Origin of the sequence: Parabacteroides sp. AD58 (genome assembly GCF_023744375.2) — a bacterium.
In the GTDB taxonomy this organism is placed as follows: Bacteria; Bacteroidota; Bacteroidia; order Bacteroidales; family Tannerellaceae; genus Parabacteroides; species Parabacteroides absconsus.
The window spans coordinates 2,753,882-2,774,354 of the sequence record NZ_CP146284.1 but is presented as its reverse complement, the minus strand read 5'-3'; the positions used below and the strand labels follow the sequence as shown (position 1 = coordinate 2,774,354).

Genomic DNA, 20,473 nt, shown 5'->3' with positions numbered 1-20,473 from the left:
ACCTGTTTCGTTTGTACCACGGTTCTATGCGTTCATTCAAGACTTGTCGCACACGCGAGATAAATTCTCAACCTAGCTGTGCACACCTACGATGCTTACTCCAGCGACAAAGTCGCCCGTTCAGAAGCAATAGAAGCACTTGCGGGTGTTGACTTACGAGAGCAATAATCGAACTCAGCCGACTTTTCTCCGCTGTAAGAATTCCATTTCAGCTTTAGCTTCACAGTCTTTCCTTCTGTATCCGGCAGACTGTCTAATTTGAAAGCCACCAGTCCGTCGGCCATTTCACCGTAGGTATTACCATAAGCGTTGTGACGGAATTCTACTTCATACGGATTTTCCGGGTTATTCGTCGAAAGCAAGTTGACGAAATGCTTCGAGCCATACGAAGAAGTGGTCCGGAAACGCAGCGTCAGATAACCGTCTTCTGCAATAGTTACCCAGTCACCTACCATCTCAACCGGATCTGTTCCATAAATTGAATCATTCTGCAGGCCTAAATCGGGAGCCATATTCTTCGTCAGAATACTATCAATCCAATTAATATGAACAGCCTTTGAATAACCATCGCTCGGCTCATCTACTTCTGAGAAGTTCGTCAAGGCTCTCACCTCTTTTGAGCCGAACGGAGAAGAAGTCATATTAACCGGCAGCAGCGTTGTTGTATCATCCAACTGCAAGAAGAAAGAATTCTCGCCCGTAGGTTTTACGGTAACCAATGCATTCGGAATGGTCAGATAATACGCGTCATTATCATCATTATCCAAACAAGACTGAAATCCCATTGAACACACGGCAGCGACTGCCAATACCATCCATTTCTTAAAACTTAATTTCATAATGCATCTTTATTCGTTAACTGTTTATTCGTTTTCTAATAATAATGCAGGAAGCGATAAAAATGCTGCATGAGAATTGTTAATTAATAGTAGCCTTAAAAGAAAGAAGGCTCTCCCTCACTGAAGGAAAGCCTTTCTACGTTATAAAATCTGTTTGATCCAGTCAAACAAGTCATCGAGATTGTAATCTCCGGTATGCGGACGATTCCAAGGCAAGGCAAAATCAACCTCATAACCGGCGTTCATCAATTTCGTCGCCAAGTTTACTGGTACCGGGAAACTGGTATCCCGGTCGCGAGCTCCGTGGCGGATGTACCAATAACGTGCATGCGTACTATTAGAATCCTGAATAAAATTCATCGGATTCATAATCCGGACTAGTTCTTGTATATGGCTGTCGAGTTCTGCATTGGCATTTCCCGTTGCTTTCAGCAGACTAAAGGAAGTAAAATTTACAGAATTTCCTGTTCTATCACCAAATAGTTGGTTTTCGGGAGTCGGTTTATCCGTTAATACATGCAAGGCATCGAAAGCCGGCGGAGTCTTCAACGGTTGCGTCGAGACTACATAATTCAGATATTGGTCCATATCTATATCCACGACAAATTCACTCGATCCCCCTTTATTCGGTTTGTAATAAATGATTCCGGCATCATCCGGTAAAACACCACCTTCGGCAATTGCCTTTTGAGCAGATTTAATCAAGAAATGTTTAATATAATCTAAGTAATTCTGATCAGTTAAAGGCGTTCCGTCTGCCCTCTTCAACCCTAAGCTATTCAGATAAGCAGGATAGGCAGCAGCCAGTTCCTTAGATACCGCATCTTGATCGTCGTTCAACTGACGTTTTTTCCGATTTGTACAACCATACAGCCATTCATAAGCCATATCAGCATGGTTCAAATCCGTTATCGGGCAATAACAAACCGAAGCATATACGTCGTCACGCGCATTAGCCGCGCCCATTGCTTTCAGATACGGTTCGTAAGCCGGATTATTACCCGTCGTTCCCAACAAAGCAGACATAGCTCCGCCCGCACTTGTTCCGTCTGTAATGATCTTTTCTGCATCTCCCGGCATGATAGCATCATTAAAACGCAAATAACGAATGGCAGCTTTCAAATCCACCAAACCAGCCGGAGCACGGCCCGTGAAAGTTGTTTTCCCATTCTGGCCGGAGACTTCCGCATTCCAACCTCGCGAACCCGGAATACAAACCGCATAACCTTCGAGTAAGGCACGACCCGTCGCATCCGTTTCGGAAGGCTTTTCCGCTTTGGCAGCCATGTATCCACCTGTATAAGTCCGGAAGAAAATAGGAACACCGGCCTCTGTGGCTAAAGCCGATTCGGGCACATAGAAGTTCAGATACTGGTAAGTTGAATCTTCTACGTTTGTTACATAATAGATTTTCTCGTACGCCACGTACTTGACGGTCTTTCCATCCGGCATAACCAAGGTGCGTTGTTCGCCCTTTTCCGAATTAAATTTCAGAGCAACGTCATTCCCTGAAATTGATATTGGAGCAGCAACAGCTATTTGCACCATTGCTCCGAGCCCCAATATCCAAGAAAGGCTCTTCTTATCCATAACAATTATTTTAAATATATGTAGTGTTTGTATTCACTCATATTTTTGTACAGCAAAAGTATCGATAATCTTTTGGATAACGAGCCTCATAAACGTGTAAAAAATCCTAATCGGAATATGCTTACAACTGCACTTCGTTTACCACCTGTCCGTCGAACAGATTGATGGTTCGCCCGGCATAGCCGGCATCATGCTGCGAGTGCGTTACCATAACAACGGTTGTTCCCTCTTTATTCAATTCGGTTAATAACTCCATCACTTCTTTTCCGTTCTTTGAATCCAAGTTACCGGTCGGCTCGTCGGCCAGGATTAACTTCGGATTCCCGACAACGGCACGGGCAATCGCCACACGTTGCTGCTGACCGCCAGACAACTGCTGCGGGAAATGCTTCGAGCGGTGACTGATCGCCATCCGGTCCATCGCTTCTTCGATACGGCGTTTCCGTTCGTTGGCAGGAATACCCATATACAAAAGCGGCAATTCGATGTTCTCATAGACATTCAATTCTTCTATCAGGTTGAAGCTTTGGAACACAAAGCCGATGACACCTTTCCGCAAGTTCGTTCGCTGCGATTCGGTATATTTCGAGACCTCTATGCCGTCGAGATAATACGTCCCGCTGGTTGGATTATCCAACAAGCCCAGAATATTCAGCAAAGTGGACTTACCACATCCTGAAGGTCCCATAATAGCGACGAACTCGCCTTTCTTTACTTCGATGCTTACGTTATTCAATGCCCAAGTTTCCACCTCGTCTGTACGGAAAACCTTCTGTAAATTTTCTGTCTTAATCATATCTTTTCTGTTTTTAAGTTTGTTCATTTCTTTGTTTCCAATCGGCCTTTCACTCAACTTTCAGGCACTTCACCGGATCAACCTTCATCAAAACATACGCCTGAATACCTACAGTAATGACAGATACCAGCCAAATTACCAGGAAAGGCAACAGCCAGTCAAGTATCGAGAAAGATACATGATAAGCAAACTGCTCCAGCCAGTTGGAAAGCAGTCCGTATGTTATCGGAAGAGCGATCAGATAAGCTATCACAGCATACACCATAAACGGCTTGTTCAGGAGCCAGACAATCTGCCAACGGCTGGCGCCATGTATTTTCCGGATACTGATTTCCCGTATCCGTTGGCGCGTAGCATACCACGTAATACCAAACAAACCGAATAAAGTCAGCAACAATCCGATCACGGCATACACAGTGATGACCTGCGCAAAAGAGACAAACCGCGCATTCCGTTCCATAAACAAGGCGTGCATATCCATATATTGGAAGGCTTGCTTCGCATTGATCTCTTCCCATATCTGAGCTATCTGACGGATCGTCTCTTCTTTATCTTCCGGACGAAGTTTGATATGCAATACATTCGCCTTACCCAAGGCCGACGAAGCAGGCAGGTGAATGGTAATCGGTGTTATCTCCTTCTCCAACGAATTGATCGGAAAGTCTTCAACGGTGCCACCGATTACATATAAAGAATCGGCATAGGTATCAAATTCCTGTAATGAACGACCAATCGGATCTACGCCTGCCGGTACCAACTGACGCACGAAACTTTCATTGACCAATACCGGATAAGCATATTCTTGCTGAAGCCGAGCCGGCGAATGTCCCGTCAATTGCCGGATATGCATCGTCTCCAAGAAAGAAGAATCACTGTATAACGTCAGCAAATAAGAACGCTTTTCCGTACCGTCCGGTTGGGGAATCTGCAACTCCCGAATGGGAGAATTCAGCACAGAGCCTAGCGACAAAGATATCGATTCGATTCCCGGTACCCGCTTTTCCAGTTCAGCCTTCAAAGGCGCTGCCGGAGGCGAAAACATATCTCCCGTTTCGATCAATCCTTCGTAATGAGATGCCTGTTGCAGAATCATACGTTGTTGTTTCTCTCCGATGCAAGTGGCCAATACCAAACCACAGGAAATGGCAAACTGGACGACAACCAATACCGCCATCAGTATATGTTTTCTCTTCCCGTTCGAGACCATTTTATATTCAGAATACGACCAGCGCATCAAACGCCGGCTGGCATACCAGGCCGGAACAAGAGCCATCACCAGTAAGAAACCAAGTAACAACGGAAGAACTTGTCCGCTGAAGAAGAAAGCAAACGTCATCCGAGACTTCAGTACCGCATTGAACACCGGTAATACATCCGCAATGATCAACAAGGAAAGCAAGAACGAGATCACTACCGTCAGCGCCACATCACCCAATAACTGCATCCGGATTTCACGAAGCGTTCCACCCATCAGTTTCTCCACATGAATCATCTTTAACTGCTGCATCAGCCGGCTCAAGTTCATATTGGTATAATTGCAGCAGGCAATCACCAAGATCAAAATAGCAGCCAGCAAACCGATATACAATAACTGTACCTGGCTTTGCTGGATAAACGGAAGCGGTTGCTGGCTCGTTCCCTGTGACTGGACAAAATAAAGGTCAGGCAACGAATCCACATAATATTGAGTCTGATCCGGCATCATTGTCTGAATCGACTTGTCTGCCCGAATCGCCTTTTCCACCTGTTCTGCCGAAACATTCGGCAATAACTTCAAGAACGTGGCTCCACCCCAATAATCAGCTGTCTTACTTGTTAATACATCATACTTCAACAACGACTGAGTTTGCTCGGCCAATACCGTAACCACTTCATAAGCCGTTCTCTTTCCTTCCGATTCTGTTTCCAAGGTCTTGCCCAACGGATCTTCTTTTCCAAAGATTCGCTTTACCACAGATTCCCGAATGGCTATCTTATTCGGACTGGAAAGGGCTTCCTTCAAATCTCCTGAAATAACGTCAACCGGAAAGAAAGTCGGCAAAGTAGAATCAGCCCCAATCATTTCCAAATCGGAATATGTCTGTCCTTTATACCTAACAGAAGCAACATACTCCTGTATCTGCATAAAACTCTCCACACCGGGAATCTTCTTCTGCACATCCGAAGCCGCCTCTATCGAAGCAAAAGCCACTTTCTGCCCGTCATCAAACGGATTATCCTGCCGCAAGCAGAAGATCCGTTCCTTATCCGGATTATCCCGCTCCATAAAATAATCATGGATAAAATAAGTCAGCAACAGATTCGTCCCAGCCAATCCGATCGACAAGCTGATCACGGCAATGAGGAAAAACACTTTGTTCCGCCACCACCCGCGTAAAACCATCTTCAGTATAAACCCGTATTTCATATCATTCTTATTAGATGTATTATTCCCTTTTGATGACATCTGCTGGATTAATCCGAGAGGCACGCCGGACTTGTCCATACAAAGTCAGCAAAGCGACCAAGGCGACCAATACTCCTGCAACCAGAAATATCCAGAAAGACAAAGGTGCACGATGAACAAAAGTTTCCATATATCGCTCGATACTGAGATAGGCTACGATAGAACCAACCAGATAGGCCAACAACAGGACGTAAACATACTTCTTGATCAATAACCGGTAAATATCGCCGACTTGTGCACCATGTACTTTCCGCAAACCAATCTCCCGATAACGTTGACGAATATCATAAAGCGAAAGACCGAACAAACCCAGACAGGAAATGCCTACAGCTATCAAAGCAAAGGTGATGATCACCAACATCACTTTCCGGTCTTCTGCATGTAGCTTGGCAATCTCGTCTGTAACCAATGAATACTCAAACTCGCCACTTCCAATGGCTTCGGCATATACTTGCTTGAGATAGGCAATCGCTTCCTTTTCTTTGCCGGGAACGAAAGATATATAAAGTGCATCTCTGGGATCACCTTCGTTAAACACAAATACGATCGGTTGATTTCCTCCTGACAAATGTCCGCTCCGGAAGTCTTCCATCACCCCGACAATCTCATGAGGCTGCGGCGTATTCAATCGCTCAAAACTATTCCACCACAAACGACGATTGGGCGTTACTTTCTCTGTTCTCCAATCCTTAATATGCAAAGCATGCAGAAAAGCCCGATTAGCAATTACTTTATATTGTACCAACTCATCTCCATCATTCCAAGTACGCCCTTCCGTCACTCGAAATCCAAACAACTCCATATACTTCTTATCAGTATAAAGATAAAAAGCGTCCGTTTCTTCTCCGTTCTCTGCCTTAAAATGTAAAGGGCCACTCAATTGATACGGAGGTTCACCATATACAAAGCCTGTCAGCACAGGAGATTCTTGCAGACGTTTCTCTATCAACGCACAAGTCGACTTAGCTTTAGCCATTTCCTTGTCGTGTTCTTCGATTGACATGGAATAGAGCGACGGATTCTCCCGCCAGATACGGCATTGAATCACGTTCTCTGCCTGATAACCTACGTCTGTATGCAGTAAGAAATAGAGTTGCCGACTTAAATAGATCGCTGCAACCACCAGACAAAACGTAATGATATATTGGAAAAACAGAAAGACAAAACGGGAAGCCAACGATTTACCTCCGACAAAGACCGAATGCAACGAACGGACAGGTACTGCATGGGTATATTTCCAGAACGGATAAAGAGCTGTCAGGAACGGCAAGACAAACAATACACTTCCCGATAACAGCCAGTCAAATCCAGAATCCGATTGTACCGGAATACCGTACTTCGTAGCTACTACTTGTCGGGTGACTTCTACGATCAACCAAACTACCAGCAAAGCGATCCCGTTCAGACACATATTCTCGACATACAATTGTCCGAAGATTTGCTTCTTACTCGCTCCGAAGATCTGTTTTATACCTAATTCTTTCCCTCGCTTCTGCATTACCACCGTGTACAGATTCACGTAATTGAACAAGCCAACCAACAAGATCAAACCCGATACCAATGCCAATAACTTCAAGACATCCGTATTTCCACGCAAGAACGTCTTAACGTAGATTTGTACCTCTTGATTCAGATAAAGTTCTCGTAGCGGATACATCCGATAAAAGATTTCTTCATCCATGGTATAACTTAATTTCATGGGTTTCGCATTCTTCTTATTCAATGCCACAACATCTTCCGGACGATAAAGGCGTACTACTTCGTATGGCACCAGTGACCAATCTGTCAATTCAGTGGAAAATACCATATCAAACTGAAAAGAAGACTTTGTAGAAGGTTGACCAACTACACCTACGACCCGAACCAATTTCCCGGTTGACGTTGTAAATTCTTTTCCTATCGGACTTTCTTTTCCAAAGATACGTTTTGCGAAAGTATGTGTAATCAAGGCATCATTCGGAGCCAGCCTCATCGTTCCTTCCAGACAAGGATAAGGAATCAACTGAAAGAACGACGTATCGACTACTAACGAGTTTAAGTTATATCGAGAACTTCCCGTTTCGATAAAGTCTTCTTCCAACAAGATGAACCGGCTATATCGTTCGACAGACGGATCGTCCAACGGATTTCGGAATTCCACATCCTTATTCGGATTCCCGCTGCTTGATAACCTAGCACTTCCGTCTTCTTTTACTTCAGCCGTCAGAAATGTCCGATCCAATTCCGGAACAAAGTGGTTTACCGTCATTTCCTGATGAATATAACGTACTAAGATAAACACACAAGCCAAACTCAGTGCCAAGCCTACTACATTAATCCCCGTATAAGTCTTAAAACGGAAAATTGTTCTCAATGATAACAACACGTGTTTCATACTTTCTTCTTTTATATCTACAAACACATAAACAAAACGTATGCCAAACAGATAAATACTATGTTTACAACAACTTAACGGACTACCTACTGATAATCACCTGTGCGTCTTCGCACAAATAACGTGCACGAACGCACAGTCATCCTCGTTATCTATCGTTCATACCTGATAAACTTGTCAAGCCCGGAAGAAAAAGTAATGATCCGATATCCTATTCTTTAGTTCACGACGCGGATTACTTAGTTCACGTCGTGAATTACTTAGTTCACGTCGTGGATTACTTAGTTCACGCCGTGAACTAAAGAATTTGTCAAATAAATCCAACTTTTCCTTCCGACTCTTTCCAACTTTATCTCCTGGGAAACGGAAGAATATATCCCAACTTATTCCCGCTTCACTACATCCGCCGGATTAATCTGTGCCGCCAGGTTTATCTGCCAGAACAGTGTTCCCAACGAAATAACCGATACCAACAGTAAGGACCACAAGAAGATTCCTGCCCCCAGCGGCGCTTTAACCGCGAAATTCTCGGTATAACGGATAATCACAGCTACGGCTACCGGTATCGAAACGGCAAAGGATACCAACAACAGGAACATATATTTCCGGAATAACAAGCGGTAAATATCTTTCAGTTGGGCACCGTTCACTTTCCGGATACCTATTTCACGATAACGCTGTCGGACATCAAACAAAGATAAACCAAACAAACCCAAACAAGATACCGCAATGGCTACCAAGGCAAAGACAGTATAAATATGTGCTACCTGGCGGTCTCGCCGGTAAAGAGCCTGCATATCATCTTCGAGAAACGAATATTCAAAGTCTTCCGATCCATAAGTATCAAGTTCTACCTTCCGTAAATAATCCAATACATCTTTCGTATGGCCCGGAGCACAAGCTATCTGATAACAATCACCGCCATAACCTACAAACACCCGATAAACAGTTGGCTTAATTCCTTCACTCACATGACTCATATATGTATCTTCTACCACCGCACAAATGGGCATCCACGGATCTTTTCTGGAAGCACGCACATTACTGTCTTCTGCTATCCGGGCATTCTCGCAACTATCGAACCCAAAAGCTTTCATTGCTGCTTGGTTGGCAACGAAATAAGTAGCTGTTTTATCATCTGTTTCCGGTAAAGCTCCTTCCAAAACTTGTATATCAAACAGGTGAAAGAATTCTACACAAACCGTATGTACCTGAACATTCTGAACCTGGCCTGCTTCGTTCGTAAACAGAGTGCTGTATCCCGGATTCGGCAACCAATCGTAGCCATTTGTCCATTCTTGGATATGCGGACAAGCATTCAGTTGCTGGTCAATGTGATTAATACGATCTACACGTTCCTGAATCTTTGCCGGATCTCGATAGATAGCCATGTCGCGCGACTCATATATCAAATTGGCTTGAATGATATCTTTTGTCCGAATACCCGGATCAGTATGCAACATCAACGACAATTGTTGGTTGAAATATAAAGAAAGAGTAATGAGTAAGAAACAGAACAGATACTGTACAAAAAGAAATACCATACGTACCCGAACCGAACGGCTGCTTTGACCGATAGACTGAATCGAAACAATCGGCGACATCCGGCTATACTTGAAATATGAATAACCAGCCGTCAATAATGGAAGGAACACCAAGACCACAACCGAAAGCTGAACATCGAAAATGGTATAAACAAAATGATAAGCTAATAAGTGTTCTATCCAGGGCGTTGTAATCTCCATCCATAACCAGGCAAAGAACAAAGCAATGCCGACCAGTAGCAAGTTCTCTATCCACATTTGCCCAAACAGACCTTGAGGATGAATCCCGAAGATTCGTTTCACCCTGTATTCTTTTCCTCGCTTCAAAGAGGAAACCAAATACAAGTTCAGGAAGTTGATCACACCTGTCAGGAAAAGCAACAAGCAGATACCGCCAATCACATACAAATAGGAACGAACTCCGTAACTGAACATCTGATCTTCGCGGAGTGATTTCATAATCGATTCTTCCCAATAAATCTCTTTCAAAGAGATAAAGGAAAAGGTTTCCTGCCGCGTATCTATATCTTTCATTTGAGGATTCACAAAACGGGGAATCGAAGCAATCCGATTGATTTCTGCCATATCCGTGCCCGGTGAAAAACGATAAAACTCGGTCGGAATACGTTCCCAATGTTCCGATAAAGAGGAAGAGAGCAAGACATCAAATCGAAGCAAGGTCTTACAAGTTGGTTCGGCTAATACACCGGCCACCGTTACATCCTTCCCGTTACTATACCGAAGCACTTTTCCCACCGGATTTTCTTTTCCGAACAGTTTACGGGCAAAAGTTTCCATCAGGTAAGCCGACTGCGGATTATCCAACGACAACTTTCCTTCAACTACCTGATATGGAAACAACTGAAGATAACCACTGTCCACTGCCAGCACATTCGCCTGGAAACGTTGGTTTCCCGACAATACATAATCGTCTTGCATTGTAATTGCGCTCCCGATCATCTCGATAAAACGAGGATCAATATAGGTACTATCTTTCTCGTTCCCGTTCGAATAACTGCTTAATCCCCGAGAACCTTCCATGTCAACAATCACACCATACACCTCATTTCGGTCCACACAATGTGTATCAACCGTCAGTTCCCGATGGATATACCTCATTAAAATCAGGCAACAAGCCAAACTGAACGACAATCCCAAGATATTGATTATCGTATATGCCTTGGACCGAGCCAAGAAACGCCATGCATACGTCAGTGTTTTCATTGTATCTATTTTTTAATTCTTTTTCCTTTTTCTAAATCCTCGGACGATGCTTCCGCTGTTCGGGAAGCTTTGTCCGAGTGTCTGACAGGCCTTCCTTTTCTCAGGAAGCATCGTCCGAGTACTCCGACAGACCTTCCGCAGCTCAGGAAGCATCGTCCGAGCGTCTGACAGGGCATTTTTTCCAGAAAACGTATCGTCCGAGTAGTCTGACGGTGCTTTTTCTTCAGAAGAAGCATCGTCGAGCTATTCCCGCTTGATGACTTCCGCCGGATTCTCATGGGCGGCACGCCAGACACGCCAACTAATACTCAACCCGACTACCAATAACAAGACAAGAAAAACGCCCAATGCCGGAGCAATCGGAATTGGCATCTGGCGCGTGTAGGTTTCTATCCAATGTTTAACCAAGATATAAGCCAACGGAAATGCCGGCAATGCCGCTAACAGTAACAACACGATATATTCCCGATAGAATAGCGAAAGGATATTCCGTACCGTAGCACCGTTGACTTTCCGAATGGCTATTTCCTTACGACGTTGTTCGCAAGTGAGCGTCACCAATGAATAGATGCCAAAGATAGCTACCAACATACAAACCAACGAGGCGAATGCCAGCAAACGGGCCAGCATGGCTTCGGATTGCAGGTATTTATTATAGGACTCTTCTTCATTGACAAGCCTAATTTCTTTATCCGGAGCTTCTTTCCGGCAAAGCTGTTCAATTGCCGTGCGGCAAGCGTCCCATGTTCCTTCCTTGAAACGGAAAAGGATACCATTTTGCAACAGCATCAATCCCATTTCATCCCCGATAACAAATCCCGTATTCGGCATTTGCTCGGTCGGAGCCTTATATTGGAAATCTTTCACCACACCTTTGATCACTTGATTGGGAATCGGCATCCCGGTGTTTATATGTTTTCCGATCACTTCTTCCGGTGTATATCCCATGCGCCAAGCCAACGATTCATTGATTACAATCTCTCCATAGCCAGAAAATTCATTCAGCCATTCACCAGCCAAAAGCGTAAGCCCATAAAAGCGGGCCAACGTTTCATCTCCCACAAAAAGATTGATGGGTATCGGCACATCCAGCTTCTGCTCTAATCCTTCCCATTGTTGAATCTGCCCAACGGCTGTCCCTATATCCGACACCAAGGGACGATAATCGGCCGGAAGGACTTCGGTAATCATCGGTAGTTGTTTCAACTTCTCAACGAAAGGTGAAGTATTTTCTGTCCTGTCGAGGGCAAAATAACCCCGGTTGTGTAACTCTATTCCTAAATCATGCTGGCGCAAATAATCCAACTGACGGTTCATCCATTGTGTGCCCGTCATAAAAAGCATACAGATAAAAAGCTGGAAGACAATACTGCCTTTCCGGATCCACGTACGGAAACGACGTTCGCTCTCTCCATTTCCTGATCCCTGCAACTGCCTACGTTGGATGCCATAAATCACACCGATTGCCACACCCAGCAGCAAAACAGAAATAAGTATCAGGAAGAGCAAAGCTTCTCCATACAAGGAAGTTCGACCGGCATCCGTTCCTGTCAACTCCAGGAAAGCCGGGAAAAGGATTTCCATAACTAACATCCCGATCAGGAACGAACCCATCAGCAGAAGCAAGAACTCCAAACCCAACAAACGGACTAACGACTGTATCGACGCACCATGTACGAGACGAAGCATCATTTCCCGTTTCCTGACTTGCATCCGGTTAATAAACAAGGTCAAATAATTCATCAGCGCACAGAGAATCACCAACAAACCGGTTACAGAGAAATAAACGATGTACCGGAAGGTAATGCCACCTTCACTTTGATTGCGGAAGTCTTTCGCATAGCGCAATTCCGTTAAAGGCGTAAGATATAAACGTTCAATACCGGTATTCCGTACTTCATTTGGATGTATCAGTTCATACGGCAGATTCTCGCTTATCTTGGCTTCCAACGCCGGAATATCCGTTCCTTCTTTCACCTTTACCAACATCCTCCAAGTCTGATTCCACCATGTCCGATCTTTCCGCGGATCACCCATCAAAGCAATTGGGAAATTGGTATGCCGGTTATTCACCCGAACAATCGCGCCAATCATTCTTTTATCATCAGTCCATATTTCCAATTCCTTTCCTAACGGATTCTCATGGCCAAACCAAGCCTTAGCGGTTTCTTCCGTAATAGCTACTTCCTTGGAGCGTTCCTGCATGAAGTTCCGGTTTCCATCCACCAATTGGACATCCATCATCTGTACCCAAGCACTGTCGGCCGACGATAAGAAAGCTTGTTCGTACCGTCCTTCTACCTTGACCCGATATTCATACGAAGAGAAAGGAGCAAACGATTCTATCTCCGGAAAGTGTTCTTTCAGATACGCCCCTAATGGAACCGGCACACGCCACGTAATCCGTCCTTCGGCGAAACCATCATTCACCCGCACCAAATAAAGTCGGTCAGCATCTTTCCGGAACTGATCGTAAGTCATCTCATAATGAATCCAAAAGGCAGACAAGACGAAGCAGACAAAGCCTGCCGCCAAACCCAGCATACTAATTCCCGTCTGCACTTTATACTTCAGCAGATTCCGGATTGCTACTTTCAGGTAATGTTGTATCATATATCTAATATTTCTATCATCAATAACATAGACTTCTAAAACACCAGCTCTTCCGCTTCACCAAAGGTATCGTATCCGGAAACAATGACCAAGTCGCCAGGTTGTAATCCTTCTGTGATCTCATATTGACGAGGATTCTGCCGGCCAATGGTTACCGGGACTTTTACAGCCCGCGTCTTGTCGGCATTGACTTTATAAATCCACTGTCCACCGGTTTGCTGATAAAAGTTTCCACGTGGAACGACTAACGCCTGCTCGGGTTGTCCTAATTCGATTTGTACCCGAAAGCTTTTCCCCAGTCGGACATTCTCCGGCATTTCTCCAGTAAAGACCAAATCTACTTCAAAGAGACGATCTTTCACCTCCGGAATCACCTTACTGATCTTCAACGGATAGCGTTTTCCCTGATAAGTAATGGCAGCCGGCAAGCCGGTAGTAACCCGATCTATATAATATTCACTGAGGGACGTATGAATCTTAAACTGGTCCATCACCTTGACTTCCGCGATATTCTCTCCGGCAGCCACCTGTTGTCCGGGCGTTACTTTCACGAAACTCAGTTGTCCGTTTATCGGAGAGCGGACTACCAAATCCTCAATCCGTTGCCGACTTCGTATCAATTTCTTTTCTTCCCGGTCACGATCGTTTTGCAATAGCTCTTTTCGGATAACTGTCATGGAAGAATCACTCTGAAGGCTTTTCAACTTCAGGCGGGTTGATTCCGTCTTATATCGATACTCATCTTCCGATACTTCCAGCTGGGCTTTACTGCGAATTCCCATCGCATACTCTTCCTTTTCGAGCGAGAAACTCTTCCGGATCTTGTTCAACTCATACTCGGCTTCCAACGTCTGTTGCTTTAAAGTCAGACTCTTCTGTTCCATCTCCAGGGCTTTCTCCTGATACGAAATCCGTTGTTTCTCCCATTCATCCTGCTGATCTTCTATCTCGCGCATCAAATTCGGATTCGTCAGCGTCAGAATCGTATCGCCTTTCTTCAGCAAACTGCCTTCTTCTCCGATGATCTGATCCACATTTCCGGCTTCCCGCGTATTGACAATAATCGTCAGAATCGGATGGACAATGCCTTCTACATCTACATATTCCATAAAGTCGGCTTGTTTTACTTCTTCTATCTGAATATGTTCCGCGTTAATCCGCAACCGTCTCGGACCAGAAGCCAATACAATCACATAAATCAGGCCACAGCATACCAGGAAAGCTCCGGCCAAGTAATAACGGTAACGTATGTACCAAGGTTTCTTTTCTAGTTTTATATCCATAAGAGTTTCGTTTATATTTCGGGTAAATTTTCACTTAACGGGCAATTCTGTTGGAAATCATATTGCGTCATACTACGCAACCCATAATACAATGTCCAATAGGTTTTCATCGCCGACAAATAATTACGCTGGGCAGCATCCTTTTCGGTTGTGGCAGCATTCAAATCCAGGATAGACGACTTTCCCATCAGGTATAACTTCATGGCTACTTCATAACGTTTACGGGCCGTTTCATCCGTCTTCTGGGCTACCTGTACTTGCTTCGCCTGCAAGTTAAACTGTCGCACCATCTTCCGGACATTCAGTTCGAAGTCGGTCATGGCTTGGCCCACTTGCGTATCAACCAGCTCCATTTGAGACTTTGCTACGCGGACTTTTCCTTTCCCACGTCCCCAATCCAGAATCGGAATGGCTAATGAAAGACTCACATACTGCTGATTCAACGGATTCCGATAGGAAGCCCTTAATTCTTCTCCGGTCTGTGAAAGACCAAACTGCAGATACAAATCGGCCTTTAGTCCCCGTTCAGCCCGGGCTGCTGCCAGATTGCTTTTACTCTCCAGTCGCATCCGTTCATAAGTTTCCATTTCCGGACTATAAGCATACGCCAGTTCCAAAGCCCGGTCTAATGGTACTTCAAACGCAACAATATCTTCGACACTCGGAAGGACTTCCAGATTCTCATCTTCCCGCAAACCTAAAAAAGAACGGAATGTCAAGGCGGCGTCTTCTACTTCTATCTGAGCCTTCATCACATTCGTTTCTTCATTCAGCCGGTTTACTTCCAGCTGCAACATCTCATTCTCCGATATGCTTCCGATCTCATACCGACCTTTTGCATACCGGTATAATGTATCTGCCGAAGCATAATTAGACTTGGCTATTTGCAGGTTTGCCTGCGCCGTTGCCAGACTGAAAAACAAATCACATGTTTTAGAGGCAATCAGCTCCAAAGTTTCCGCATAGCTTTTCTTGGCTTCCCGAAAACGTACCGGTTCAATACGCCGGTCCCACTTCAACGAATTATAACCGAAAAGCGACTGACGGTAACCAATGGTAATCGGTTGCGTATTATAAGCCTTCGTTTTTGTCGTCAGTTCATCCATCCGCTGTGTAGCTGTCTGTATAAACAAGCTACCACCCGTAAACCAAATATTCTGACTGATCGAGAGAGTCAGGTCCGTACTCAACTGGTTCTGCCGGATAAACTGTTCGGTTCCGTCGGGTTGTGTTACCTTATTAATCTGCCGGTTCAGATAAGGCGAAGAAGTCAAGCTGACTCCCGGCAGATAATTGGCCCGAAAGTAGCGGTAACTCCAATAAGCAGCCCGATAAGTATGTGCAGCCGCCTGCGCTTCCGGAGAATAAGCTTGTGCCAATTCAATCGACTGCTTCAATGTCAATTGATGTTGGGCTTGAGCAATACTTGTTAAAGTCAGCCACAGGCTTCCACTTAATAAAAGTATAGTCCGATAGAGTTTCATATAGACACGATTTATCACAAACACAAATTCAAATATCGTGCCATACCCGTAACCTATTATATGATAGCGATATATAGAAAAAGGAGAGAATTAACTCCGTGCGATTCTGCACAAAAAACGTGCGGGAACGCACGGAGAAGGCCTATGGATAGTATAGAAATTATCGAAGAAAGGACCAGAAATGATCTGGAGTGATTACTTCATAAATAGAATTCTGATAATTCTCAGCAAATGATTTGGGCATTTTCGCCTTGGCTTTTGTGTTCCATTTAAACTCATATGCCCGTAAAATACCATCTTCTTCTTCAATCAAATCTATTTCCTGCTGTTCATGGGTTCTCCAGAAATATAAATTGGCAAAACTCGATGTATAAGCATTTCGTTTCACCCGCTCACTTACCATCAGGTTTTCCCATAAAGCTCCGACATCCGTTCGTAACTCCAAAGGAGCGAAATTTGAGATTACTGCATTGCGTATGCCATTATCATAGAAATAGACTTTTTTCCCTTTCTTTATCTCATTCCGAATATTCCGGCTAAATGAATCCAGACGAAACACGACAAAGCATTTCTCCAATAAATTGATATAAGATTCAACCGTACTTCTGTCCACTCCCAATAAATTACTTAATTCATTATAGGAGACTTCACTTCCTAATTGCAAAGCCAAAGCCCGTACCAGTTTCTGAATCAAATCCGGTTTCTTGATTCCTTTGTACGTAAATAAGTCTTTATAGAGATAGTTATTGGTTAGCGACATCAAAGTCCGCTTAGCATCTGCCGGTTCATTGACCACTTCCGGATATAATCCGTAAATCATCCGGTTCTCCAACAATCGTCTTTCTTCTCTTTCCGAAGTCGCATCTGCCAATTCCGATAAAGAAAACGGATACAGATTATGTTCCAACAAACGCCCAGTTGCCGGTTCATTGATTTCATTTGCCATATCCAACGAGGAAGAACCGGTAACTATCACCTGCGTATCCAGTTTCAAGTCTCCAATGATCTTCAAAACCAATCCAATATTCCTGACACGTTGCGCTTCATCTATCAGGACTAAATCGTAGGGTGATAACAAATGATTTAACTCCGTAGATGTTTTCCCTTCCAGTTCCAGTACATCATCCACGTTATCACAATTCAAAGACAGGATTTTTCTGAATCCTCCTTCTATGGCCGACAACAATGTTGTCTTGCCTACCTGTCTGGCTCCCAGCAGAACAATAACTTTCTTCCGCCTGAAGTCTGCCAGAATCTTATCTTCAATAATCCGCTTTATCATCGTATCGCTTTTCCACAAAAATAGAAGAAAAAGTGTTTCTAACCACAAATTTTACCCGAATTTTGCGGTTACACCCACAAATTTCGGCAAAATTCTAAGGATTTAATCGATAAAATCCTTTTTCTTTCCGTGCGATTCTGCACAAAAAACGTGCGGGAACGCACGCACAAGGTATTTGTATTCCTTGTATCTTTGCCTGTATGGAAGAAAAAGGGAAAATATTGATTATCGACGATAACGAAGATGTTCTGTTTGCTTTGAATATGCTGCTCGAACCGTATATGCAGAAGATCAAAGTAACCACACAGCCTGCGCGTATCGAACACTTTATGCGGACATTCCAGCCGGATGTGGTTTTGCTGGATATGAACTTCAGGCGTGATGCCGTAAGCGGACAGGAAGGTTTTGAATGCCTCGAACAAATCCTGAACATCGATCCGCAGGCGGTTGTCATTTTCATGACGGCTTATTCGGATACGGAAAAGGCCGTCAGGGCGATTAAAGCCGGAGCGACCGACTTTGTATCCAAGCCCTGGGAAACAGAGAAGTTATTGGCGACGCTTTCTTCTGCTATCAAATTGAGCCATTCCCGTAAAGAAGTAGGTCGCCTCCAGGCACAAATGAATGCCTTGAAAGGAGAGCCAGATCTGCCGGAACTGATCGGTGAATCGCCGGCCATGCAGAAAGTGAAAGAAACAATTACCCGCCTTTCTGAAACGGATGCGAATATCCTCATCTCGGGCGAGAACGGAACGGGAAAAGACCTGGTGGCCCGGTTACTGAAATATTATTCTCCCCGGCGCGACGATGCCTTCATTACCATCGATCTGGGCAGCATTCCGGAACAACTCTTCGAGAGTGAACTGTTCGGATACGAGAAAGGAGCGTTTACCGATGCTCGCAAGTCGAAACCCGGACGGATGGAAACGGCTTCCGGCGGTACGTTGTTTCTCGATGAAATCGGTAATCTGTCTCTGCCGATGCAAGCGAAACTCCTGACGGCAATTGAGAAGCGTTACATCACACGTTTGGGAGCTGTCGAACCGATTCCCATCGATGTCCGTCTGATTTGTGCCACCAATGCCAACCTGCATCAACTGGTAGCCGAGGGGAATTTCCGTCAGGACTTGCTCTATCGTATCAATACCATCGAACTGATCATTCCGCCGCTGCGCGAACGGGGTGAAGATATTCTGTTATTGGCCGAGCATTTCCTGAAACATTATAACCGGAAATACAAGAAAGAGATCAAAGGCTTCAGCCGGGATGCCAGTGCCAAGTTGATGAAATACAAATGGCCGGGCAACGTACGCGAGTTACAGCACGTATTGGAACGCGCCGTAATCCTCAACGAAAGCAGCCTGTTGCGTCCGAACGATTTTCCGTTGTATCCGGCAGCACATGAGCGGAAACAACCCGAAGACAACGACCTGAATCTGGAACAGGTAGAACGAAAGACCATCGAACGTGCCTTGCGGCAAAGCAACGGTAATATGACCTATGCCGCCGAGTTATTGGGAATCACCCGTTTCTCCCTTTACCGTAAAATCGAAAAGTTAGGCTTATGAAAACCTATACGCTGACAATCGCGCTCCACATCGCCGGAATTATCCTTTCGGCTCTGTTCCTTGCCTACAGTCTGCTGCAGGAATGGTTCTTTTGCAGCGTATTCAGCGTATTGGCTATCGTGAGCATCAGTATCCGGCTTTATATCCTGCAGATGCGGCAGGTGAAGTCCTGGCGTTATCTGGTCGATTGTCTGTTGCAACACGACTTAACCCAAATGGTTCACGCCCCGTTTAAAGACAAAGCCATGCAGGAACTGGCGACCGATTTATCGGCCGCCCTTCGTTCATTGCGCCAGCAATTGCTGAATGAAGAAGTAAAAAGACAATATTACGAAAGCTTATTGAACAAAGTCGATACCGCCGTCCTCGTTGCCGATAAACAAGGGAAGATAGACTGGACGAATCGGGCTGCGGATACGTTATTGGCATCTTCGCCTTTCTTGCCTGATGAGATTCTGACGGCAATCCGGAAGAAATTGCCGGTAGTCCGTTACACCCGGCAAAACCTTCCTTTAGACTTATCTATTAACATGACCCGTATTTTTCTGCAAGGATGCGAACGATGGATTGTCAGTTTAAAGAACATCCACGCGACTTTGGAACGGAACGAGATGGAAGCCTGGCAAAAGCTGATCCGCGTTCTTACGCATGAAATCATGAATTCCATTACACCCATTATCTCGTTGGCCGAGACCTTAAGCGAACGATGTAAAGAGTCTCCGGAAGAAACCCGGAACCGCCAGCATCTGCAACAAGGCTTGAACATCATCCGCCGTCGTAGCAAAGGTCTGCTGGAGTTTGTAGAGAATTACCGAAAACTTACACGCATTGCCCCGCCGGTTAAAGTCCGTATTCCAGTCAAAGACTTCTTTGCCGACCTGAAACGCCTGAATCCGGAGCCATATATCCACTTCCAGCTGGCCGACGAGTCTTTGGAATGGGAAGCCGACCGGGCACAAATGGAACAGGTCTTCCTGAATTTACTGAAGAATGCCCGCGAGGCTTGTGCCACTGTGAGCGAACCAAATATCCAAGTCCGGGCCGAATCAAACGGAAAAGAGCGGATCTTCATCATCCAAGACAACGGAGAAGGTATCCTTCCCGACGTACTGGAACGGATTTTCATCCCGTTCTTCACCACCAAACCCAATGGTTCCGGTATCGGCCTCAGCCTTTGTAAACAAATCATCACCCTGCATGGCGGCAGCATCTCGGCAACTTCCGGAAACGGTCAGGGCAGCTGTTTCCGAATCCTCTTTCCCTAAACTTCCGAAGGGCGGTACATAAACTTTCAATGGTAGGCAACCATTCTTTCTTTTCCCGGCAGATATTCTTTAATCCACGCCGCGGATTACTTAGTTCACGCCGTGGATTAAGTAGTTCACGGCGAGAATTACTTAGTTCACGACGTGAACTAAAGAATTCTTCAG

At 44.9% G+C, this 20,473-nt stretch carries 12 protein-coding genes; 2 read left to right on the top strand and 10 right to left on the bottom strand.

The genetic code is table 11. The features are described from left to right. Positions 1–95: 95 nt before the first annotated feature. From NEE14_RS11815 to NEE14_RS11770, 10 genes are all read right to left on the bottom strand, one after another. Entirely contained in the window at positions 96–839 is a 744-nt protein-coding gene (locus tag NEE14_RS11815; RefSeq protein ID WP_251966664.1) for a NigD-like protein, read from the bottom strand. 141 nt (positions 840–980) lie between these two features. Then, on the bottom strand, positions 981–2,429 hold the full coding sequence (locus NEE14_RS11810; protein WP_251966663.1) for a subtype B tannase: 1,449 nt from the start codon (positions 2,427–2,429) through the stop codon (positions 981–983). 121 nt (positions 2,430–2,550) lie between these two features. Then, positions 2,551–3,225, bottom strand: a complete 675-nt coding sequence (locus NEE14_RS11805) for an ABC transporter ATP-binding protein (protein WP_251966662.1) — start codon at positions 3,223–3,225, stop codon at positions 2,551–2,553. A gap of 49 nt (positions 3,226–3,274) precedes the next feature. Then, entirely contained in the window at positions 3,275–5,632 is a 2,358-nt protein-coding gene (locus tag NEE14_RS11800; protein WP_251966661.1) for an ABC transporter permease, read from the bottom strand. A gap of 19 nt (positions 5,633–5,651) precedes the next feature. Next, positions 5,652–8,045 carry an ABC transporter permease gene (locus tag NEE14_RS11795; protein WP_251966660.1) on the bottom strand — a complete coding sequence of 798 codons (2,394 nt, stop codon included), beginning with the start codon at positions 8,043–8,045 and terminating at the stop codon, positions 5,652–5,654. 383 nt (positions 8,046–8,428) lie between these two features. Next, a complete protein-coding gene (locus NEE14_RS11790) occupies positions 8,429–10,813 on the bottom strand; it encodes an ABC transporter permease (protein WP_251966659.1) in 2,385 nt (794 codons plus the stop codon). Between the two features lie 243 nt (positions 10,814–11,056). Beyond that, the gene (locus NEE14_RS11785; protein ID WP_251966658.1) at positions 11,057–13,426 is read right to left on the bottom strand and encodes an ABC transporter permease; all 2,370 of its coding nucleotides are present in this window, start codon (positions 13,424–13,426) and stop codon (positions 11,057–11,059) included. A 35-nt stretch (positions 13,427–13,461) separates the two neighbouring features. Next, complete coding sequence (locus tag NEE14_RS11780; RefSeq protein WP_251966657.1) at positions 13,462–14,709, bottom strand: efflux RND transporter periplasmic adaptor subunit; 1,248 nt, start codon at positions 14,707–14,709, stop codon at positions 13,462–13,464. Positions 14,710–14,720: 11 nt separating this feature from the next. Beyond that, on the bottom strand, positions 14,721–16,193 hold the full coding sequence (locus tag NEE14_RS11775; RefSeq protein ID WP_251966656.1) for a TolC family protein: 1,473 nt from the start codon (positions 16,191–16,193) through the stop codon (positions 14,721–14,723). A 160-nt stretch (positions 16,194–16,353) separates the two neighbouring features. Then, complete coding sequence (locus NEE14_RS11770) at positions 16,354–17,475, bottom strand: ATP-binding protein (protein WP_022456064.1); 1,122 nt, start codon at positions 17,473–17,475, stop codon at positions 16,354–16,356. A 200-nt stretch (positions 17,476–17,675) separates the two neighbouring features. Between NEE14_RS11770 and NEE14_RS11765 the strand changes: the two genes are divergently transcribed. After that, the gene (locus tag NEE14_RS11765; protein WP_251966655.1) at positions 17,676–19,043 is read left to right on the top strand and encodes a sigma-54-dependent transcriptional regulator; all 1,368 of its coding nucleotides are present in this window, start codon (positions 17,676–17,678) and stop codon (positions 19,041–19,043) included. Next, positions 19,040–20,308, top strand: coding sequence for a sensor histidine kinase (locus NEE14_RS11760; protein ID WP_251966654.1), 1,269 nt, complete (start codon positions 19,040–19,042; stop codon positions 20,306–20,308). Before NEE14_RS11765 ends, NEE14_RS11760 begins: the two co-directional genes overlap by 4 nt. Positions 20,309–20,473: the final 165 nt, after the last annotated feature.